The sequence below is a fragment of the Gillisia sp. JM1 genome, from assembly GCF_000424645.1.
Taxonomy (GTDB): Bacteria; Bacteroidota; Bacteroidia; order Flavobacteriales; family Flavobacteriaceae; genus Gillisia.
Genome location: NZ_KE384218.1, coordinates 1738971 through 1758488, shown reverse-complemented (window position 1 = coordinate 1758488; position 19518 = coordinate 1738971). Strand labels below are relative to the sequence as shown.

At 32.7% G+C, this 19518-nt stretch carries 19 protein-coding genes; 15 read left to right on the top strand and 4 right to left on the bottom strand.

Going from position 1 to position 19518, the window contains the following annotated elements; translation table 11 throughout:
* Window positions 1–84: 84 nt before the first annotated feature.
* The 8 genes from H033_RS0111155 to H033_RS0111120 all read left to right on the top strand — a co-directional run bounded on the left by H033_RS0111155 (window position 85) and on the right by H033_RS0111120 (window position 7508).
* Window positions 85–1143 (top strand): acyl-CoA reductase, encoded by a 1059-nt coding sequence (locus H033_RS0111155; RefSeq protein WP_026838398.1) that lies wholly within the window; start codon window positions 85–87, stop codon window positions 1141–1143.
* Window positions 1144–1275: 132 nt separating this feature from the next.
* On the top strand, window positions 1276–2340 hold the full coding sequence (gene serC, locus H033_RS0111150; protein WP_026838397.1) for a 3-phosphoserine/phosphohydroxythreonine transaminase: 1065 nt from the start codon (window positions 1276–1278) through the stop codon (window positions 2338–2340).
* Between the two features lie 51 nt (window positions 2341–2391).
* Window positions 2392–3354 (top strand): D-2-hydroxyacid dehydrogenase, encoded by a 963-nt coding sequence (locus H033_RS0111145; RefSeq protein WP_026838396.1) that lies wholly within the window; start codon window positions 2392–2394, stop codon window positions 3352–3354.
* A 123-nt stretch (window positions 3355–3477) separates the two neighbouring features.
* Window positions 3478–4095: a DUF937 domain-containing protein gene (locus H033_RS0111140; RefSeq protein WP_026838395.1), complete on the top strand. Its 618-nt coding sequence runs from the start codon at window positions 3478–3480 to the stop codon at window positions 4093–4095.
* A gap of 36 nt (window positions 4096–4131) precedes the next feature.
* A complete protein-coding gene (locus tag H033_RS0111135) occupies window positions 4132–4560 on the top strand; it encodes a DUF6146 family protein (protein ID WP_026838394.1) in 429 nt (142 codons plus the stop codon).
* Between the two features lie 45 nt (window positions 4561–4605).
* The gene (locus H033_RS0111130) at window positions 4606–4914 is read left to right on the top strand and encodes a DUF6787 family protein (RefSeq protein ID WP_026838393.1); all 309 of its coding nucleotides are present in this window, start codon (window positions 4606–4608) and stop codon (window positions 4912–4914) included.
* A 1-nt stretch (window position 4915) separates the two neighbouring features.
* Window positions 4916–5242, top strand: coding sequence for a hypothetical protein (locus tag H033_RS0111125; protein ID WP_026838392.1), 327 nt, complete (start codon window positions 4916–4918; stop codon window positions 5240–5242).
* A gap of 55 nt (window positions 5243–5297) precedes the next feature.
* The gene (locus H033_RS0111120; protein ID WP_026838391.1) at window positions 5298–7508 is read left to right on the top strand and encodes a TonB-dependent receptor; all 2211 of its coding nucleotides are present in this window, start codon (window positions 5298–5300) and stop codon (window positions 7506–7508) included.
* A gap of 62 nt (window positions 7509–7570) precedes the next feature.
* Here the strand turns inward: H033_RS0111120 and H033_RS0111115 are convergent, their stop codons facing one another.
* The 3 genes from H033_RS0111115 to msrA are packed head-to-tail and all read right to left on the bottom strand — an operon-like array spanning window position 7571 to window position 9073.
* Window positions 7571–7879, bottom strand: a complete 309-nt coding sequence (locus H033_RS0111115; protein WP_026838390.1) for a hypothetical protein — start codon at window positions 7877–7879, stop codon at window positions 7571–7573.
* A 44-nt stretch (window positions 7880–7923) separates the two neighbouring features.
* On the bottom strand, window positions 7924–8517 hold the full coding sequence (gene folE / locus H033_RS0111110; RefSeq protein WP_026838389.1) for a GTP cyclohydrolase I FolE: 594 nt from the start codon (window positions 8515–8517) through the stop codon (window positions 7924–7926).
* Window position 8518: 1 nt separating this feature from the next.
* Complete coding sequence (gene msrA, locus H033_RS0111105) at window positions 8519–9073, bottom strand: peptide-methionine (S)-S-oxide reductase MsrA (RefSeq protein WP_026838388.1); 555 nt, start codon at window positions 9071–9073, stop codon at window positions 8519–8521.
* A 143-nt stretch (window positions 9074–9216) separates the two neighbouring features.
* Between msrA and H033_RS0111100 the strand changes: the two genes are divergently transcribed.
* The gene (locus H033_RS0111100) at window positions 9217–11664 is read left to right on the top strand and encodes a DUF5916 domain-containing protein (RefSeq protein ID WP_026838387.1); all 2448 of its coding nucleotides are present in this window, start codon (window positions 9217–9219) and stop codon (window positions 11662–11664) included.
* Between the two features lie 48 nt (window positions 11665–11712).
* A complete protein-coding gene (locus tag H033_RS0111095) occupies window positions 11713–12381 on the top strand; it encodes an ABC transporter ATP-binding protein (protein ID WP_026838386.1) in 669 nt (222 codons plus the stop codon).
* Window positions 12382–12388: 7 nt separating this feature from the next.
* Here the strand turns inward: H033_RS0111095 and H033_RS0111090 are convergent, their stop codons facing one another.
* Window positions 12389–13153, bottom strand: coding sequence for a TIGR02757 family protein (locus H033_RS0111090; RefSeq protein ID WP_026838385.1), 765 nt, complete (start codon window positions 13151–13153; stop codon window positions 12389–12391).
* A 256-nt stretch (window positions 13154–13409) separates the two neighbouring features.
* Between H033_RS0111090 and H033_RS0111085 the strand changes: the two genes are divergently transcribed.
* From H033_RS0111085 to H033_RS0111065, 5 genes are all read left to right on the top strand, one after another.
* Window positions 13410–14618, top strand: coding sequence for a sensor histidine kinase (locus H033_RS0111085; protein WP_026838384.1), 1209 nt, complete (start codon window positions 13410–13412; stop codon window positions 14616–14618).
* 90 nt (window positions 14619–14708) lie between these two features.
* Window positions 14709–15908 carry a sensor histidine kinase gene (locus H033_RS0111080; protein WP_026838383.1) on the top strand — a complete coding sequence of 400 codons (1200 nt, stop codon included), beginning with the start codon at window positions 14709–14711 and terminating at the stop codon, window positions 15906–15908.
* 60 nt (window positions 15909–15968) lie between these two features.
* The gene (locus tag H033_RS0111075) at window positions 15969–17888 is read left to right on the top strand and encodes a BatA domain-containing protein (protein WP_026838382.1); all 1920 of its coding nucleotides are present in this window, start codon (window positions 15969–15971) and stop codon (window positions 17886–17888) included.
* Window positions 17885–19147, top strand: a complete 1263-nt coding sequence (locus tag H033_RS0111070; RefSeq protein ID WP_026838381.1) for a dihydroorotase — start codon at window positions 17885–17887, stop codon at window positions 19145–19147. Before H033_RS0111075 ends, H033_RS0111070 begins: the two co-directional genes overlap by 4 nt.
* Window positions 19148–19191: 44 nt before the next feature.
* Entirely contained in the window at window positions 19192–19518 is a 327-nt protein-coding gene (locus H033_RS0111065) for a DUF4870 domain-containing protein (RefSeq protein WP_026838380.1), read from the top strand.

Sequence of the window (19518 nt, the reverse complement as noted above, 5' to 3'; positions counted from 1 at the left end):
ATTTATAGGCGATTTTAATTCTATAACTTTTAATTTCGCTAACACAAATTTAAAGCCAAAACAATTCATAACCAAATAAGCCTTATGATAATCCAACTGCGAAAATCACATTTTATAGAACTGGGTAAGTTTTTAAACCAATTTCGAAGAAATGGAATAGAACAACACGAGGATGTGATTAATAATGCTGACTTTTTCGAGGGTTTTAAAGAGCAAATAGAAAGAGCAATACATCATAATGGTTGGTTTACTCCAGAAAACATACTTTTCGCACTGGAGGGTTGGAGTGAATCTCTTAAAAGCACCAATTTAGATAAGTGGATCAAGCCTTATAATTTTGATGCTGTAGATCCTAAAACAGTGGGAATCATAATGGCTGGAAATATTCCTTTGGTTGGTTTTCATGATTTTATTTCTGTATTAATTTCAGGGCATAAAGTATTGGTAAAACAATCTTCTAATGACATGATATTGCTTCCTATTCTGGCAAATTATCTTATTTCCTTAGATTTGGAATATAAAGATAAGATAGAATTTACAGAGAACAGGATGAATAATTTTGAAGCTGTAATCGCTACTGGAAGTAATAATACTTCCAGGTATTTCGAATATTATTTTGCGAATAAAAAATCCATCATCAGGAAAAACAGAAATTCTGTTGCGATCTTAACCGGGAATGAAACAACTGAAGATTTAATAGCCTTAGGACACGATATTTTTAAATATTTTGGTTTAGGCTGTAGAAGTGTTTCTAAATTATATGTACCAGAGAATTATGATTTCGATGCTTTTTATAAAGCTATAGCCCCATGGGCAAGCTTAATGAATCATGCTAAATATGCTAATAATTACGATTATAACAAGGCTGTTTACTTAATGAGTGAATTTAAAATGTTGGATAATGGATTTTTAGTATTAAAGGAAGATCAAAGTTTTGGATCTCCTATTGCAACCATTTTCTATGAAAAATATTCAGATTTAGAAGCTTTAAAAGCTACAATCCAAGAGAATAAAGAAAATCTCCAATGTGTTGTTGCCAATGATTTTATGGAAACTGAAATCCCTTTTGGTAAAACGCAATATCCACAATTATGGGATTATGCTGATAATATTGACACCTTAGAATTTCTGGAGAATATTTAAAATCTTAATATAGGAACTCTTCATAATGCCTAAATTTTAAAATTCTCATTTAGGTTTCTACCTCACCAATTATAATTTTAATAACACAAATTCACAGGAACTTTTAGCATCTTTGTTACAAACTATATTTTTATGAAAAAACACAACTTTAGTGCAGGTCCATGTATTCTTCCGCAAGAGGTTTTTCAAGAGGCTTCACAAGCAGTTTTAGACTTTAATAATACTGGGTTATCTATCCTGGAAATATCACACAGAAGTAAAGAATTTATTGCCGTAATGGAAGATGCAAGGCAACTTGCCTTAGAATTACTAGGATTGGAAGGTAAAGGTTACAAAGCGCTCTTTCTACAAGGAGGAGCAAGTTTGGAATTTTTAATGGTTGCCTATAATCTTTTAGAAAAAAAAGCTGCTTACTTAAACACAGGTACTTGGTCCACTAAAGCGATAATAGAAGCTAAATTATTTGGAGAGGTTAATGTAGTAGCTTCTTCTGAAGATAAGAATTTCAATTATATCCCAAAAGGACTTATGATCCCTACAGATGTAGATTATTTTCATTGCACGAGTAATAACACCATTTTTGGAACTCAAATGAAGGTTTTTCCAAGCACTCCTAAACCAATGGTTTGTGATATGAGCAGTGATATTTTCTCTAGAGAACTGGATTTTTCAAAATTTGATTTGATCTATGCAGGAGCACAAAAAAATATGGGTCCCGCAGGAACAACTCTTGTTATAGTTAAGGAAGCCTTATTAGGAAAAGTTACAAGAGAAATACCTTCTATGTTAGATTATAAGGTGCATATAGAAAAAGATAGTATGTTTAATACACCTGCTGTTTATCCTGTTTATGTATCCTTTCTAACATTGAAATGGTTAAAAGCTCAAGGCGGAATTAAAGCAATTGAAGAAAAAAACGAAAAGAAAGCAGCTTTACTTTATTCAGAAATAGATATTAACCCTTTATTTAAAGGATATACTGCAATAGAAGATCGCTCTATAATGAATGCAACTTTTAACCTAACAGATGAATCTTTAAAAGAAGATTTTGAAAACATGCTTAAAGAAGCTGGGATAAATGGATTAAATGGTCATAGAAGTGTTGGAGGCTACAGAGCTTCTATGTACAATGCATTGCCATTAGAAAGCGTTCAGGTTTTGGTAGATGTTATGAGTGATCTGGAAAGAAAAGCATAAAATTATTTTAGCATATTAAGCTATAAGAATTCAAAAAATAGAAAAGAAAGCATGAAAATTTTAGCAAACGATGGGATTTCAAAAAGTGGTATTAAAGCACTTGAAAATGCCGGATTTGAAGTGATCTCTACAAAAGTTGCTCAAGAGCAATTGAAGAATTTTATAAATGAAAAAAAGATAAACGTACTTTTAGTTAGAAGCGCTACTCAAGTAAGAAAGGAACTTATTGACTCTTGCCCAAGCCTTAAAGTTATTGGTCGTGGTGGTGTTGGAATGGATAATATTGATGTTTCTTACGCTAGAAGTAAAGATCTAAAAGTAATTAATACTCCCTCTGCAAGTTCAGAATCTGTTGCAGAACTTGTTTTTGCCCATCTTTTTGGAGGGGTAAGATACTTGCATGACTCTAATAGAAACATGCCACTTTCTGGAGACTCTCATTTTAAAGACTTAAAAAAGAATTATTCCGCAGGAACAGAACTCAGAGGAAAAACTCTTGGGATTATAGGCATAGGTAGAATTGGAAATGAAGTAGCAAAACTGGCGCTAGGAGTTGGAATGAAAGTGATTGCAAGCGACGACAAAGTGGGAGAACTAGATATCACTCTTAAATTTTACAATGATCAAGTAGTTACCGTACCTATTAAGACAGAACCGGTTGCAGATCTTATAAAACATTCAGATTTTATAACAATTCATGTTCCGGCACAGGCTAAACCTGTTTTAGGTAAGAAGGAATTTGAACAAATGAAACACGGTGTTGGTATTATAAATACTTCCAGAGGTGGGCTTATAAACGAAGAGGCTTTGTTAGACGGATTGGAACATGGTAAAGTTGCATTCGCAGGACTAGATGTTTATGAAAATGAGCCATCCCCTTCCATTAAGATTTTAATGAACGAAAGAATCTCCTTAACTCCGCATATTGGCGCAGCAACTTTGGAAGCACAAGATAGAATTGGAATGGAATTGGCTGAACAAATAATAGCTATTTTAAAGAACGAAAAAGTATAATTTTCAGTTTATAAAAATCAATAATCCTTCTAGAATTTGATATTTTAGAAGGATTTATTATTTCCTTAAGGAGTGCTCCTAGATAAAAATTGTAAATTGTATTCCTAAATTAAAACAAACCTCATGGCATCTATTTTAGATTTATTGAATACTTCTATGGGCGAAGATTTTATTGCAAAAGCAAGTAAAAGTACCGATGAAAATAAAGATAATATTTCTGCAGCTCTTGGTATGGCCTTACCTATTTTGTTGGGTGCAATGAAGAAAAATATAAAAACCGAGACTGGTGCAGAAAGCTTAAACAAGGCATTAAATGATGATAAGCATGGCGATGCCTTATTAAGTAATTTGAAATCTGTTAAGGCTTCAGATATGTCTTCTGAAGGAGAAAAAATCTTAGGACACTTATTAGGTAGAAAACAGGAGATGATAACTAAGACTATAGGAAGCACTCTAAATATGAATGAATCTTCTGTTTCCAGCATTCTTAAAATGGCGGCGCCCTTACTTATGAGTGTTCTGGCAAGTCAAAAAAGTAAGGAAAATGTACAATCTTCGGGATTAGGAAGCTTACTTGATTCTGTAATGGGGTCCTCTGGAGCGCATGATGCTTCTTTAATAGAAACTTTATTAGACAAAGAAGGGGACGGAAGTGTGATTGATGATGTAACAGGAATGATTTTTGGCAGAAATAAAAAAGGTGGCGGTGGAATACTCGGCGGAATGCTAGGAGGAAAATAGATTAGGAATAATTTTTGTTGTTTTTAAAGAAAAAAAATGAAAAATTTACTATACATACTGGTTTTAGCGCTTTTTATATATAGCTGTAGTTCCACTAAGAATCGGGATTTCAATAAAAAGGAAATCACTGCTAATGCCAACGACACTGTTCGTATTGCAAATGATAGCTTGGAATATGAAATTATTGTAATTGAACCCGGCTTTAACTTATTTATAAATAGCATTGCAAAACCTAGAGGGTATCATTCACAATCTTATCTTGAAAATAAGAACATATTTTTGGTTCAGGAATATAATAGTCGTGTAAATCAACCTTTCAATTATAACCCAAATTTATATATACAAGCAATTAATTATGATAATTTCGTGGATTACGGATACGAAGTGAACTATATGCTATATAATTATTTCGTGTTTTTCTCTAGGGAGTATAATCAACGATTTTCAGTACCAACACGAATATAAGCTCAAGTTTTTTTTAATTGCACAGTGATGTGATATATTTGCAATATGAATAAATTAAAAGAACGTTGGGGAATAGATACTAATTTTCAACTTATTATTATTTTATTGGTTTTTGCCATTACAGGCTCTTCTGCTACAAAATTAGCAGCCCCTGTGTGTGAATTCTTCGGAATATACCGCGAAACTTCTCCTTGGTATATTTTCTGGAGCTTACGCATTCTCTTAATTTTCCCTATTTATCAAATATTATTAGTTCTTTTTGGGTGGTTATTCGGTCAGTTTCAATTTTTCTGGACCTTCGAAAAAAAGATGCTTACAAGACTAGGCTTCGGACGTTATTTAAATCAAGACTAATTTGAGTACTATTCAGAAATATGGTATACTAGGATTAACACTCATTTTGTTACTTCCCTCCTTTCTGAATTTTAATCATGTATTTGCACACGATCCTAATTTTGCCTGTGATGATCATAGCACTACTCACCTTCATCAAACTACATTAGACTGTGAGCTATGTGATTTTCATCCAAGCCCTATAATTGCATTTCATTTTTTTAGTTATGAGTTAGATGAAGTGTTACCTCCAAACAAAAAATTCTTTAATTATTACGAATTTTTAAGTGATTTTCAGAAACTATCTTTTTCGTTAAGAGGTCCACCTTCCTCTTTCCAAATTGCATAATTAGTTTCTGGCAGCATATAAAATGTTGCAATCTTAAATCTCTTAATTTATTAAAATGATAAAATCATTCTTAAGTGTACTATTATTAATAGTATGCGCTTCAGTATATTCACAAAATACCATTACGGGTAAACTAATAGATCTCGAAACAAAACAACCTATAATTGGTGCTAATGTTTATGTTTCAAAATTAGAAAAAGGAACCATCACCAATCTAGATGGAGATTTTAAGTTATCTAATATTCCAGATGGGGAATTTAAAATGGTGGTTTCCTTTATTGGTTATACCACAAAAACCTTCAGTTTCAGCTCTCCTTCAGGAAATCCTGTAATTATAGAATTACAACCTTCGGCTATCGAAATGGAGGAAGTAATTGTTTCTACTCCTTTTCATAAATTACAAAGTGAAAATGTGGTAAAAGTAGAACGAGAATCTTTAGATGATCTTAAAAAATCAGGTGCTGTAACCTTAGCTGAAGGAATTACCCAAATAGCTGGAGTAGAAAGTATAACTACCGGTGCAGGAATTGGTAAACCGGTGATAAGAGGTCTAAGCGCAAACAGGGTTTTGGTATATGCCCAAGGGGTTCGTTTGGAAAACCAACAATTTGGAGATGAACATGGACTGGGTGTTAGTGCTAGCGGGGTAGAAAGTGTAGAAGTCATCAAGGGTCCAGCATCTTTGTTATATGGAAGCGACGCCCTTGGTGGGGTGTTATATTTGAATCCTGAAAAATACGCTGAATCTGATAGTACTTCTATAGATGCTAGTTATAATTATTTTAGCAATACTGTTGGCTCTGAAGCAAACCTAGGCTTAAAAACTTCAGGAGAGAATTGGAGATATTTAGTGCGTGGAAATTATGCTGTACATAGTGATTATGAAACAGGTGATGGCGTTCGAGTTACCAACTCTCGTTTTGAAGAGAAGGATCTAAAAGCTGGAATTGGCTTTCAAGACACTAAATATAAGGGAGATTTCAGATACAATTACAACAATACAAATATTGGAATTCCTGGGGAAATTGGAGAACAAACCACTTCTAAAGACATTATTTATCCATATCAAAAATTGGACAATCATATTGTAAGTCTTATTAATAAGATATTTCTTCCAGAGTCTAGTATAGATCTTAAAGTTGGTTATTTGTTTAATAATAGGAAGGAATTTGAAGAAGAGTCTCCAGATCCCGCATTAGAAATGCACTTAGAGACCTTAAATTACGACCTTAAATATAATGCGCCAGTTTGGGGTAATTTTGAAACTATTTTTGGTGTACAGGGATTATTTCAGACTAATGAGAATTTTGGAGAAGAGTTATTGATTCCAGATGCGTCCATTCGCGATTTTGGCGTTTTGGGAACTACTCATTATCATTTAGAGAAAATAGATATTCAAGGCGGATTTAGATTTGACACTAGGAATATCACAACTCAAGAAAATGGGACTATTGGAGAGCCTGGATATTTTCAAGCAATAGATCGTGATTTTACAAGTTATAATGGTTCCTTAGGAATCAAATTCGATTTGTTTAAAAATTTGACAACAAGAATTAATGCTGCTTCTGGTTTTAGAGCACCTAATCTTGCCGAGCTCAGTTCTAACGGGGTTCATGAAGGAACTAATAGGTTTGAAATTGGAAATGCTAATTTGGAAAATGAGGAAAATATTCAGTTGGATTTATCACTAGAATATCGTAGCGAGCATTTTGAGCTCTTTGGAAATGCATTTTACAATAAGATCAACCAGTATATTTTTATCGCTCCCACCAATGAACTTATAGGAGAAAGTAGCGTATTTGTTTATACCCAAGACGATGCTAAATTATATGGAGGTGAGGCCGGTTTTCACCTACACCCACACCCTATAGATTGGTTGCATTTAGAAAGTAGTTTGGCCCTTGTGATCGGGGAAAAAGATAATGGGAAAAGTCTGCCTTTTATTCCTGCTACTTCTATCACTAACACATTAAGAACAGAATTTGATTCCTTTAAATGGTTCTCCAATAATTATTCATTTATTACTGTGAAAACCACAGGATCCCAAAATAAAATAAGCGATTTTGAAACCAGTACTTCAGGATACACTTTAGTTAGTGCTGGATTTGGTGGTACTATTATGATTGAGAAAGTACCTCTGGAAATAAGAATTAGTGGAAATAATCTATTCGACAAAAATTATGTTTCCCACCTTTCCAGATTAAAGACGGACGGAATTGCGAATATGGGCAGAAACATCTCTGTTGGAATTCAAACCAAATTTTAACAATATAAAAAGCCTCCAAGATTAAATCTTTGGAGGCTTATATTTCGGCTTTTTAAGTTTGTTTATTGCACAATTTCTGCTTCCATTATGTACTCCTCTTTAATTGATTCCTTATTCCAAACAAAAGTATAGAACCACATGAGTGTGAAAGTAGGAATTACATCTGTAAAAGGCAATATCTCTTCTATAAATACAAGCACAGAAGCTATTTTCCCTTTTTTACCTGGGTACATTTCAGACATTTTATTTGCAGCAAACGGTGCCCAAGCTATATCTAAAAAAGGACCTACTAATGGAATTGCCATAGTTACCATCCCAATAGCATCGTACATTAATCCTTTTATTAATAATTTATTTTTTAAGGTCTTCATCGGTTTTAAGTTTTATACATAGAATAAAGCAAAAAAAATGCCAATTATTTAAGATCGGAACTTATCAGTTTCAAAAACTCATTACGGGTTTCAATTTTTTTGAATTGTCCTCTAAATCCTGATGTAGTTGTAACGCTGTTTTGTTTTTGCACTCCGCGCATCATCATACACATATGCTGCGCCTCTATAACAACCGCAACACCCTGTGGTTGTAAGGTATTATTGATACATTCTAAAATATCATGTGTAAGACGTTCCTGCACTTGCAATCTTCTGGCAAAAACATCTACTATCCTTGGTATTTTACTCAAGCCTACAATTTTACCATTTGGGATATACGCAATATGCGCTTTTCCGAAAAATGGCAACATATGGTGTTCACATAAGGAATACAACTCTATATCCTTTACAACAACCATCTCGTCATAGCTTTCATTAAACATGGCATCATTCAAAATCTTCACAGGATCTGCATCATAGCCTTGAGTTAGAAACTGCATAGCTTTCGCAGCTCTCTCCGGAGTTTTAAGAATACCCTCACGAGAAGTATCCTCCCCTAGCCCATGGATAATTTGTTTGAAGTTATCAGTAAGTCCCTCAGTAACTTCTTCGTTATATTCTTCAAAAAATCGATACATACTATATTTTGGCCTTTTTTAATTTATCAGAAAATAATTGTCTTAGTTTTTTGATCTTTGGATCTATAATTACCTGACAGTATTGTTGTTGTCTATGCTTGGAGTAATATTCTTTATGTTCAGCTTCAGCTTCATAAAATGGGGAAGCTTGGGTGATTTCGGTTACTATAGGATCTTTAAAAACCTCCTGATCCTCAAGTGTCTTAACAATTGCCTCAGCCTCCTGTTTTTGATCTTCAGAATGATAAAATATAGCACTTCTATATTGAGTGCCCTTATCATACTGTTGTCTATTTAAAGTAGTTGGATCGTGTGTGCTAAAGAATATTAGCAATAGCTCTTTAAAAGAAATAACTGTTGGATCAAAATGAACTTCAATAGCTTCCGCATGTCCAGTTCTCCCAGATATAATTTCTCTATAAGCTGGATTTTTTATTTGCCCCCCAGTAAAACCAGGAATCACAGTGCTTACTCCTTCTATTCTTTCAAAAACAGCTTCTGTACACCAAAAACATCCTCCCGCAAGAGTAGCAATTTTAGATTCTATATTTTCCATACTTTACAAATGTTAATTAAAATTAGTGAATTAATAAAAAAACAAGATTTTTTAACGATTAATTGGGTTCTGTTGAAAATTAATTCCATTTCTTTTGTAATCTTGTAACCCCAACGGTTCTTTTTATTTATTAGATTTAATTTATGTTTCTTAGAACAATTTTTATACTATTCGTCTGTTTATCCTTCATAAAATTACAAGCCCAAAACAGTAAGCAAGATAAAATTTCTAAAAAAAGTTATAATGCCCAAAGAATTTTTAATGCTCCAAAAATAGACGGAATCCTGGACGATTCCATTTGGGAGGAACTTCCAGAGGCAAGTAACTTTGTAATGGTACAACCTGGTGATGGAACACCCATAAGAGAAACTCACAAAACTTTTGTAAAATTAGCCTACGATGACGAAGCTATTTATGTTGCAGCGACGATGCTGGATAATGAGCCAAATAGAATATTACGACAATTCACTCAACGTGATAACGTAGAACAATCTGATTTTTTTCTAATAGATATTAATACTTATAACGATGGAGAAAACCAGACACGTTTTTTAATTACTTCTGCCGGCGCTATTGCCGATGCAAAAATGTCTGGTAATAATGAAGATTACAGTTATAATGTAGTTTGGGAAGGTGAAATTTCCTTTAATGATAAAGGTTGGTATGCAGAGTTAAAAATCCCGTATGCCGCATTGAGATTTCCTAAAAAAGATGAGCAACTTTGGAGCATTCAGTTTCTGAGGAATATTTTGCATTTAAATGAAGTATATACTTGGAATTATATAGATAAATCTATTGGGAAAGACACTCAATACAATGGACTTCTAAAAGGGATAAAGAACATTGACCCCCCTGTTAGATTAAGCTTTTACCCCTATGCCTCTGCTGAAGTAGACAATTTTCAGAATAATACAATTAGTAATTTTAGTGCCGGATTAGATATTAAATATGGTATTTCTGATGCTTTTACTCTCGATGCAACCTTAATTCCAGATTTTGGGCAGACAGCCTTTGATGCCGTAGAGTTAAACTTAGGACCGTTTGAGCAAGCTTTTGGTGAAAACAGAGCGTTTTTTACCGAAGGAACCGAACTGTTTACGAAAGGAAACCTGTTCTATTCCAGACGTATTGGAGAAACTCCACTTGGTTTTAATAATGCCCAAGCCGCGATATTAGAAAATGAAATCTTGGTTGAGAATCCTGAAAAAACGGATTTATTGAATGCTATAAAAATATCTGGAAGAACAGAGAACGGATTGGGAGTGGGATTTTTTAATGCCATTACCAGCGAAACTGAAGCAATAATTGGAGATACTTTAACTGGTTTAAATAGAACAATTATTACCGAGCCTTTTGCCAATTATAATATTATCGTCTTAGACCAACAATACAATCAAAATTCATCTATCACCCTTATAAATACAAATGTTACCAGAAATGGACATGCTAGAGATGGAAATGTAACCGGATTTTTATTTGATATCAATAATAAAACCAACTCCTTCAATTATGCCGGTGAGGCGAAAATGAGTAACGTAAATAACCCTGGACAAAATATAACTGGTTTTGCTTCTGAATTTTCTTTTGATAGAACAAAAGGAAATTTTAGATATGGAATAGATCATGATTTTGCCAATGAGACCTACGACATCAATGATCTTGGTCTAAATTTTAGAAATAACTATAATAATTTTGGAACTAATATCTCCTACGAAATTTTTGAACCTACTAAGATCCTTAATAAATTTAGTATTAGGCTTTTTGGAGATCATCGAAGAAGATACAAACCTAATATTGAAACAGAAAGCGCAATTGGAACCAACTTTTTCGCAGTTACCTTAAGCAGGTTTGCCTTTGGAAGTTTTATAAAATTAAATACGGAGTCTAAAGACTTCTTTGAACCCAGAAGAGAAGGAAAATTTGTAAATTATCCTGGTTATACAGTAATAAATGGCTTTATATCTTCAGATTATAGACAGAAATTTGCTTATGATGTGAGTATGAATTATGTAAGCTTTTTTGATTCTGACAGAGAAAATTTCAGAATTAATGTAAGTCCGAGATTTAGATTTAGTGATCAATTTTCTATGATTTATAACTTTAGATATTCCACATCAACAAATAGAAATAGTTTTGTGACTTTAGAGCCTAGGCGTGAAATATTTGGGCTTAGAGATGTGAAAAGCATAGAAAATGCTATCCAGGCAAGTTATAATTTTAGCACCAAACAAGCTTTGAATTTAAGTTTTAGAAATTTTTGGTCTGTAGCAAATTTTGAAGACAGCAAATTCAGTTCGCTGCTGGATAATGGGGATTTAGCACCAATAGAATATCAAGTTACACAAAACAATAACCCTAACGCAAATTTCAATATTTGGAATTTCGATCTAAGTTATAGTTGGCAATTTGCTCCGGGAAGTGAGGCTATTCTTTTATATAGAAATTCAATTTTTAATTTCGACAATCAGAGTGAGATCCAATATGGAGAAAGTTTACAAAATTTATTCAATCAAGATCTTAGACAAAATCTATCTTTGAGAATCGTTTATTTTATAGATTATAATAATGCGAAGAATATTTTTAAAGGCTAAGGCCACTATTTTCAATTTTAAAATTGAAACGATAAGTTTATTAAACTCATGATCTACGCAAACAACATTCATAAATATTACGGAGTCCTTCACGTTTTGAAGGGAGTTAATCTACACATCGAAAAAAGCGAAATAGTGTCTATTGTAGGGGCTTCTGGAGCTGGTAAAACAACTCTTTTGCATATTTTAGGCACATTAGACCAGCCATATAAAAAACTGGATAGCACTTTAAAAGTGAATGGTATAGATATTTATTCACAGAATTCTAAAATGCTCTCTAAATTTAGAAATGAACAAGTAGGTTTTATTTTTCAATTTCATCAGTTATTACCAGAATTCACCGCTTTAGAAAATATTTGTATTCCTGCTTTTATAAAAGGAACTTCTAAAGCCACTGCAGAGAAGCGAGCTTACGAGTTGTTGGAATTCTTAAATTTATCTCCTAGAGCGCATCATAAGCCTGCTGAATTAAGTGGTGGGGAACAACAAAGGATTGCTGTTGCGCGATCTTTAATTAATAATCCTGCTGTAATCTATGCGGATGAACCATCTGGTAATTTAGACAGTGAGTCTGCCGAAAATTTACATAAGCTGTTTTTTCAACTTAGAGAAGAATTTCATCAAACCTTTGTAATAGTTACACACAATGAAGAATTGGCTAACATGGCCGATAGAAAATTGACGATGGTGGATGGAGAAATAGTTACGGGAATCTAGTTTGAAACTAGAATTTTTCGAAAACTCCTAGTCCAAATAAGGCAAAATCGTATTTCACAGGGTCTTTTTTATCCAATACCCTCAAGGAAAGATCGAGTTCTCGAACAGCTTTTGCATCGTTCTGTTTCCTACTTAACAAGCCTAGTTTTCTTGCTACATTACCAGAATGCACATCTAAAGGACAGGACAATAACGAAGGAGAAATGTTTTTCCAAATCCCAAAATCTACTCCCGCATTGTCTTTCCGTATCATCCACCTTAAGAACATATTTATTCTTTTAGCTGCCGATCCTTTTAAAGGATCACTCACATGCTTTTCTGTTCTAGATAAATGTTCAATTTGAAAAAAAACAGTTTTAAACTCAGAGATATGTTGCTGTAGGGATCCATTTGTAGTTGGGCGCGAGAAAATTGCTTCAAGTCCGCCATGATTAGTATAAATATGTTTCAGGCTTTTTATAAAACTTTTAAAATCCAAACCATTAAAGGTTCTATGAACAAAATTATCCAAAGGTTCTAAATGTGATTCAGAATGATTCAAAATGAAATCATAGGGAGAATTCCCAAGATGATCCATCATGCTATTTGCATTTTTAATAATGCTCTTTCTATTTCCCCAGGAAATAGTAGCGGCCAAAAAACCAGCAATTTCTATATCTTCCTTAAGGGAAAATTTATGCGGAATACTTATAGGGTCGCTTTCAATAAAATTAAAATTATTGTATTGTATAACTTTAGAATCGAGAAACTCTTTTAATTCTGTAGGTGACAAATTGATATATTTAAAATAATAAATATCAAATATAAAGTTTCGGGATCAAATACTGATACTGGGTTTACATATTTAAATTTTTCTATTTTGCTGAGAAATCAATAAATATCTATCTTTATAAAAACAGTGAATTTCGAGATACAGGTTGATGGCATAATTATTGGATAATTTAATGCTTTTAGTTAAATTTAATATTTCATTAACTTTAGCCATTATTACATTGTTTAATAAGATTCCAACCAAGATCTAATTTTATATGATTGAAGCTTTACAACCTGAGAATGAAATATCAAGAATAACCTCTCTACATGACCTTCAGATTCTTAATTCTGAACCCGAAGAAAAATATGACAATATAGCACAATTAGCATCCTATATTTGCGATGTGCCTGTTTCTCTTATTACACTTTTGGCAGAAGATAAGAATTGGTTTAAAGCAAAATCTGGGACAGATATGTGTGATTCAGATAGAAATATTTCATTTTGTTCTCATGCTATTTTGCAACCCGACGAATTAATGGAAATTCCAGATACACTTTTAGATGCTAGATTTGCGAATAATCCATTGGTGACAACAGGTTCTAAAATTAGATTTTACGCAGGAATGCCAATAAGATCAAATATTGGCGAAGCGGTTGGCACTCTATGTTTACTAGATACTGAACCACATTCTCTTAACGAAAAACAAAAAACTGCATTAATAGCCTTAGCAAGGCAAGTAGAAAGTTTGTTCGAATTAAGAAGGCAGAATATCGCTTTAAAAAAAGTAAAAAAAGAATTAGGAACAAAAAATAATTTACTTAAAGAATTTGCCGGGACTGTATCTCACGATATGAAAATGCCTCTTGCAAATATGATAATCACTTCAGATCTCCTTAAAGCTAAATACGGGAATTTGTTAGATGATACAGGGCGTAGCTACCTTACTTATTTAAAACAATCTTCTTTTAGGTTAAGCAATTATATTACAGATATTCTCAATCATTACGAAAGCGACACCTTATTAGACTCTCATAATGAAGATTTTGATCTACAGGATGTTTTAGAACAGATCATAGATCTCCTGAATATAAAATATGATTGTGAGATTAATTTACCTGAAGACAACTTAACAGTTCATTGCAATAGAGCTGCTTTTCAGCAAATATTTTTCAACCTGATTGGAAATAGTTTAAAATATAATACTCAGGAAAAAATTATTATAGATGTTACTAGTATAGAAAAAAACGGTTATTATCATTTTTCTATAACAGATAACGGAATTGGCATTCCTGAAAATAAACAAGAAGCTATTTTCGAACTCTTTACGATTGTAGAGGAAGCCGATAGAAGTGGTAACCGTGGAAACGGAATTGGCCTCTCCACCGTTCAAAAATTAGTGAATAATTTAGGAGGAAAAATTTCAGTAAAATCAAAAGTAAATAAAGGCACAACTTTTAATTTCACCATTAAAAGGACGCTTTAAAATAAAATATCATTGATTTCCAGTAAAATAGCTGAGAAAAATTTCATATTATTGGCTATAGTTAGTTAACTGTTGCAAGCAGGTAAGAATATGGAGCAAAAAATAGCATTTAACGAAAAGATAAGGCAATCTGTACTAATAGATTATAATATTTCCAAAACGTCTACTAAAGAAGATTTTAATCAACTAACCTTCTTGGCAGCCACAATCTGCAATGCCCCTGCAGCATTTATAAGTATAATAGATAAAAATCATGTTTGGCTAAAGTCTAAAACAGGAATAGAGATAGAAGAAATTGAGCGAAAAAATTCATTTGCACAACTTACTTTAGAATCTAAAAGGGATATATATTGTATTAATTATTCTAATGCTCCCAAGGCTTTTGAGGATGTACAAAAATATTATCATGATAATTACAAATTTTACGCAGGAATTCCATTAACGAACCTTCAAGGATATACTATTGGAGTTTTAAGTGTGTTAGACACTGAGGAAAGACAACTTAAAAAAGATCAAATAGAGGCTTTAAAGGCGTTGGGAAATCAATGCATGAAGTTGTTTGAATTTGCTAAGCAAAATAAAAAGTTTAGGGTAATTCAAAAAAAATTAAAGCAAAAATATCAGGAATTGGAGAAATTTGCCAGTGTAGTTTCTCATGATATAAAGTCTCCATTAGCCAATATAATTTCGCTTACCGAATTACTTAAGGTCGAAAACCAAGGGAAATTTGATGAAGAAACCACTCAATACTTAAATTATCTCAATGAATCTTCTTACTCCCTTCGGAGTTATGTAGATGGGATTTTGAGCTTTTATAGAAGCGAACATATTTTAGAGAAAGATTACGAGAATGTAGATCTTCATAATCTTCTTAGCGGCATTGCACATTTATATGATGTTTCAAACGATGTGGAAATAGATTATCCAGAAACTGCAACATTACATCATGTTAATAAAGCAGCTCTTACACAGATTTTCCTGAATTTGGTGACCAATGCATTAAAATATAATAGTAAAGACCAAAGGAAGATAAAAATCACTTTTAAAAAGACTGAAACGTACTATCACTTTGCGGTAATAGACAATGGAGATGGTTTTTCTGAAGAGAATTCTTCTAAGATCTTCGAGCTTTTTACTACCCTGGACACCAATGATCGTGATGGGAACCCAGGAAGTGGTATTGGTTTGGCAACTGTAAAGAAACTTATTAATAGTATGGGAGGAACTATAAAGGTGAATTCTACAATTGGAGAAGGGAGTTCTTTTCAGTTTACTATTAAACGAGTTTAGTTCCCCTTAATCACAGTATTAAAAAGCTGTTTTATATATTTGAAAAACAAATAAATATTCATGCAGTTTTATCATCCAGAGGTATTATACGCGCTTGTACTGCTGATTATTCCAATTATTGTTCATTTATTTCAGCTTAGAAAGTTTAAAACAGAATATTTTACAAATGTGAAATTTCTCAAAAAACTTAGCCTACAAACCCGAAAAAGCTCCAGAATAAAAAAATGGTTAATTCTTGCTACTAGATTATTGGCGCTTACAGCTATCATTTTTGCTTTTTCTCAACCTTATTTCCCTTCTTCCAGCACACAAAATTCTAAGAATTTAGAAACTGTTATTTTCTTAGATAATTCTTTTAGCATGCAAGCATTAGGTAAAAAGGGAAAATTATTAGAGCGCAGTGTACAAGAATTATTAGAGAGTGACTTTTCAGAAAAGAACATCACTTTAATTACTAATTCTGAAGATTATAAAAATCTAACTAAAGAAAATCTTCAAAACATAAAATATTCAGGAAATCAATTGGATTTCAAAACTTTGATATTAAAAGCAACAAATAGTTTTTCAAAAGACACCAGCACTTTAAAGAAATTTCTTATAATTTCTGACCTTCAACAAAATTTTGAGCTCCCAATAGATAAAAAGAATTCTGAGATTGAAATATATACGTATCAACAGGCTCCAGAGCGCAAAGAAAACATAAAGATAGATACTGCATTTCTTTCATCTGAAGCTATGGAGTCCAGAATACTGGAGCTTACAATAAGCAATACTGGTAATAGTTCTCAAAGTACACCCGTATCTCTTTATAATAAGGATAAGCTAATTGGAAAAACCAGTGCTAGCTTAGAGCCCAATAGTTCAGTAAATCTTACATTTCCAATCAATGATCCTGAAATAACACATGGGAAGATCCAAATAGAAGATAACGGACTGTTATTCGACAATACTCTTTATTTCTCTCTGAATAAAATTCAACCTATTAAAGTATGTAGTATAAATCAGGAAAAAAGCGACTTTTTACAACGTATATATACTGCTTCAGAATTTGATTACACTAGTTTTTTAGCTACTTCTATAAATTACAATGCACTTAATGATGCAGATGTTATTATTTTAAATGAAATCCCAGATCTCAATGAAATACTAGCTTCTACCCTCTCCAGATTAGCGTCAAAAAATAAAGTTTTTATCATTATTCCTTCCGCAGAAAATTTGGGTTCTAATTTTATTGATTTTTTAAATACACTTGGAGTTTCAGGTTTTGATAAGCGACAAGAAGAAGAGAAATTTATAACAGATATAAAATTTCAGCATCCACTTTACAAAGGAGTGTTCGATAAGCAGGTTAAAAATTTTGAATACCCAAAAGTTCAAATCAATTATAATTTAAATTCAGGTTCCAATACCATTTTATCGCTGCAGGATAATCAGCCATTTTTATTTCAAAAAGACAATTCATTTATATTTTCGGCTCCCTTAAATTCTAAAAACTCAAATTTTATTCAATCTCCCTTGGTAGTTCCTACTTTTTATAAGATGGCTATTTCTAATATTAACACTCCTCCTCTATACATTCATTTAGGCAAGGAAAATAAGATCACAGTTCCAATAGCGGTGAATAATGACGAGATCGTTAAATTGAGTTCAGAAAAACTATCTTTTATCCCCCAGCAAAAAAGTTTTGATGGAAAAATAGAGATCACCACCAACGAGTTGCCACAAAATCCCGATAATTATTCCGTAGAACTAAGAGATACGACACAAATGGCTATTAGTTATAATGTATCCAGAGAGGAAAGTAAGATGATCTATGCAGATCTAGGGGGCACTAAAAATTTACAACAAATCGAGGATTTAAATGAATTCTTTATTTCTGAAGGCTATGTAGATGAAAAGAATACTTTTTGGAAATGGTTTGTTACTTTTGCACTGTTATTTTTAATAATTGAAACTTTACTTCTAAAATATTTTAAATGAAGCTACTCCTTAAGGCTGCCAAAATAATAGATCAAGGATCTAAATACCATCACAAAAAGGTAGATATTTTAATTGAAGGAGGAATAATTAAAAAGATTGGCGCTTCCCTGAAAATTAAAGATGTAGATAAAGAGATCGATCTCAAAAATCTTCATGTTTCAAAAGGTTGGTTTGATAGCAGTGTGAGTTTTGGCGAGCCGGGATACGAAGAACGGGAAACTATTAAAAATGGACTTAAAGTAGCCGGGCAAAGCGGATTCACTCAAATTGCTCTTAACCCCGGAACAAACCCTGTATTAGATAATAACGGGAGTATAACTTCTATAAAATCTAAAGCTGAAAACAACGCTGTACAATTATTTACTATTGGAGCGCTTACCAATAAATCTGAAGGAAAAGATCTTGCTGAGTTATACGATATGCATCAAGCGGGAGCAATTGCTTTTGGAGATTATAAAAAGGCTATCGGCCATCCAAATCTTTTAAAACTCTCTTTATTGTATGCTCAAAATTTCGACGGACTTGTGCAATCCTTTCCGCAAGACGATCAAATTGCGGGTTATGGATTAGTAAATGAGCATATTAATAGCACTTCGCTTGGACTTAATGGCATCCCAGCTTTAGCGGAAGAACTACAGATAATTAGGGATCTTTATATTCTGGAATACACAGGCGGGAAGTTACATATTCCAACTATTTCTACTGAAAAATCTATAAAATTGATTAAAGATGCAAAGAAAAGGGGCTTGGATGTAAGCTGTAGTGTTGCAATTCATAATTTGATATATACCGATGATGAATTGGTAGAATTTGATACTCGCTATAAAGTATTACCTCCATTAAGAACCAAAGTGGACGTAAAAGCTTTACGAAAAGGAGTTCTGGACGGCACTATAGATATGGTAACTTCAGATCATACACCAATAGATCTAGAACATAAAAAAGTAGAATTTGAACATTCTCTTTATGGTACAATTGGTTTAGAATCAGCCTTTGGAGCACTCTCTACTATCTTCGATCTAGATGAAACTATAAGTCTATTAACCAAAGGAAGAGCACGCTTTAAGATTCCCGAAGTAGAAATCAAGGAAGGAAATCAGGCTAATTTCAGCCTTTTCGATCCTGAGGAGCAAAGCACTTTCAATAAAGAAAACATATATTCCAGTTCCAAAAATAGTATGTTCTTAGACTTAAAGATAAAAGGAAAGGTTTATGGAATTATAAATGGAACTAGATCTAGTATGCTTACTATAGGTTAATTGCATATTTTTGTAATTCATCGATCAACTAAAATTAAAAAATCATGAATACTACCATCGAAAATGGAAAATCTGCCGCAATTGTAGCATATCTTACTATTATTGGAACTATTATAGCTTATTTTATGAACAACGACACTAAAAATAGTTTCGCTAGTTTTCATATTAGACAAGCCTTAGGAATTCATATCACCTATTTTGTATTAGGAGCTTTTGTTAGTATTTTTGATAGTTGGATGGTTTCTTATTCCTTTTGGATCTTTATTATAATTCTTTGGGGATATGGTTTAGTTACTGCAATTCAAGGAGAACAAAAAGAAGTTCCTATATTGGGAGCACAATTTCAAAAATGGTTTAGCACAGTAAATTAA

What these genes read in the sequence shown, in the direction of transcription:
- serC (WP_026838397.1), top strand. Translation starts at nt 1,276, where the DNA reads ATGAAAAAACACAACTTTAGTGCAGGTCCATGTATTCTTCCGCAAGAG.
- H033_RS0111070 (WP_026838381.1), top strand. Translation starts at nt 17,885, where the DNA reads ATGAAGCTACTCCTTAAGGCTGCCAAAATAATAGATCAAGGATCTAAA.
- H033_RS0111095 (WP_026838386.1), top strand. Translation starts at nt 11,713, where the DNA reads ATGATCTACGCAAACAACATTCATAAATATTACGGAGTCCTTCACGTT.
- H033_RS0111130 (WP_026838393.1), top strand. Translation starts at nt 4,606, where the DNA reads ATGAATAAATTAAAAGAACGTTGGGGAATAGATACTAATTTTCAACTT.
- msrA (WP_026838388.1), bottom strand. Translation starts at nt 9,073, where the DNA reads ATGGAAAATATAGAATCTAAAATTGCTACTCTTGCGGGAGGATGTTTT.
- H033_RS0111140 (WP_026838395.1), top strand. Translation starts at nt 3,478, where the DNA reads ATGGCATCTATTTTAGATTTATTGAATACTTCTATGGGCGAAGATTTT.
- H033_RS0111145 (WP_026838396.1), top strand. Translation starts at nt 2,392, where the DNA reads ATGAAAATTTTAGCAAACGATGGGATTTCAAAAAGTGGTATTAAAGCA.
- H033_RS0111080 (WP_026838383.1), top strand. Translation starts at nt 14,709, where the DNA reads ATGGAGCAAAAAATAGCATTTAACGAAAAGATAAGGCAATCTGTACTA.
- H033_RS0111100 (WP_026838387.1), top strand. Translation starts at nt 9,217, where the DNA reads ATGTTTCTTAGAACAATTTTTATACTATTCGTCTGTTTATCCTTCATA.
- H033_RS0111120 (WP_026838391.1), top strand. Translation starts at nt 5,298, where the DNA reads ATGATAAAATCATTCTTAAGTGTACTATTATTAATAGTATGCGCTTCA.
- H033_RS0111065 (WP_026838380.1), top strand. Translation starts at nt 19,192, where the DNA reads ATGAATACTACCATCGAAAATGGAAAATCTGCCGCAATTGTAGCATAT.
- H033_RS0111115 (WP_026838390.1), bottom strand. Translation starts at nt 7,879, where the DNA reads ATGAAGACCTTAAAAAATAAATTATTAATAAAAGGATTAATGTACGAT.
- H033_RS0111075 (WP_026838382.1), top strand. Translation starts at nt 15,969, where the DNA reads ATGCAGTTTTATCATCCAGAGGTATTATACGCGCTTGTACTGCTGATT.
- H033_RS0111135 (WP_026838394.1), top strand. Translation starts at nt 4,132, where the DNA reads ATGAAAAATTTACTATACATACTGGTTTTAGCGCTTTTTATATATAGC.
- folE (WP_026838389.1), bottom strand. Translation starts at nt 8,517, where the DNA reads ATGTATCGATTTTTTGAAGAATATAACGAAGAAGTTACTGAGGGACTT.
- H033_RS0111155 (WP_026838398.1), top strand. Translation starts at nt 85, where the DNA reads ATGATAATCCAACTGCGAAAATCACATTTTATAGAACTGGGTAAGTTT.
- H033_RS0111085 (WP_026838384.1), top strand. Translation starts at nt 13,410, where the DNA reads ATGATTGAAGCTTTACAACCTGAGAATGAAATATCAAGAATAACCTCT.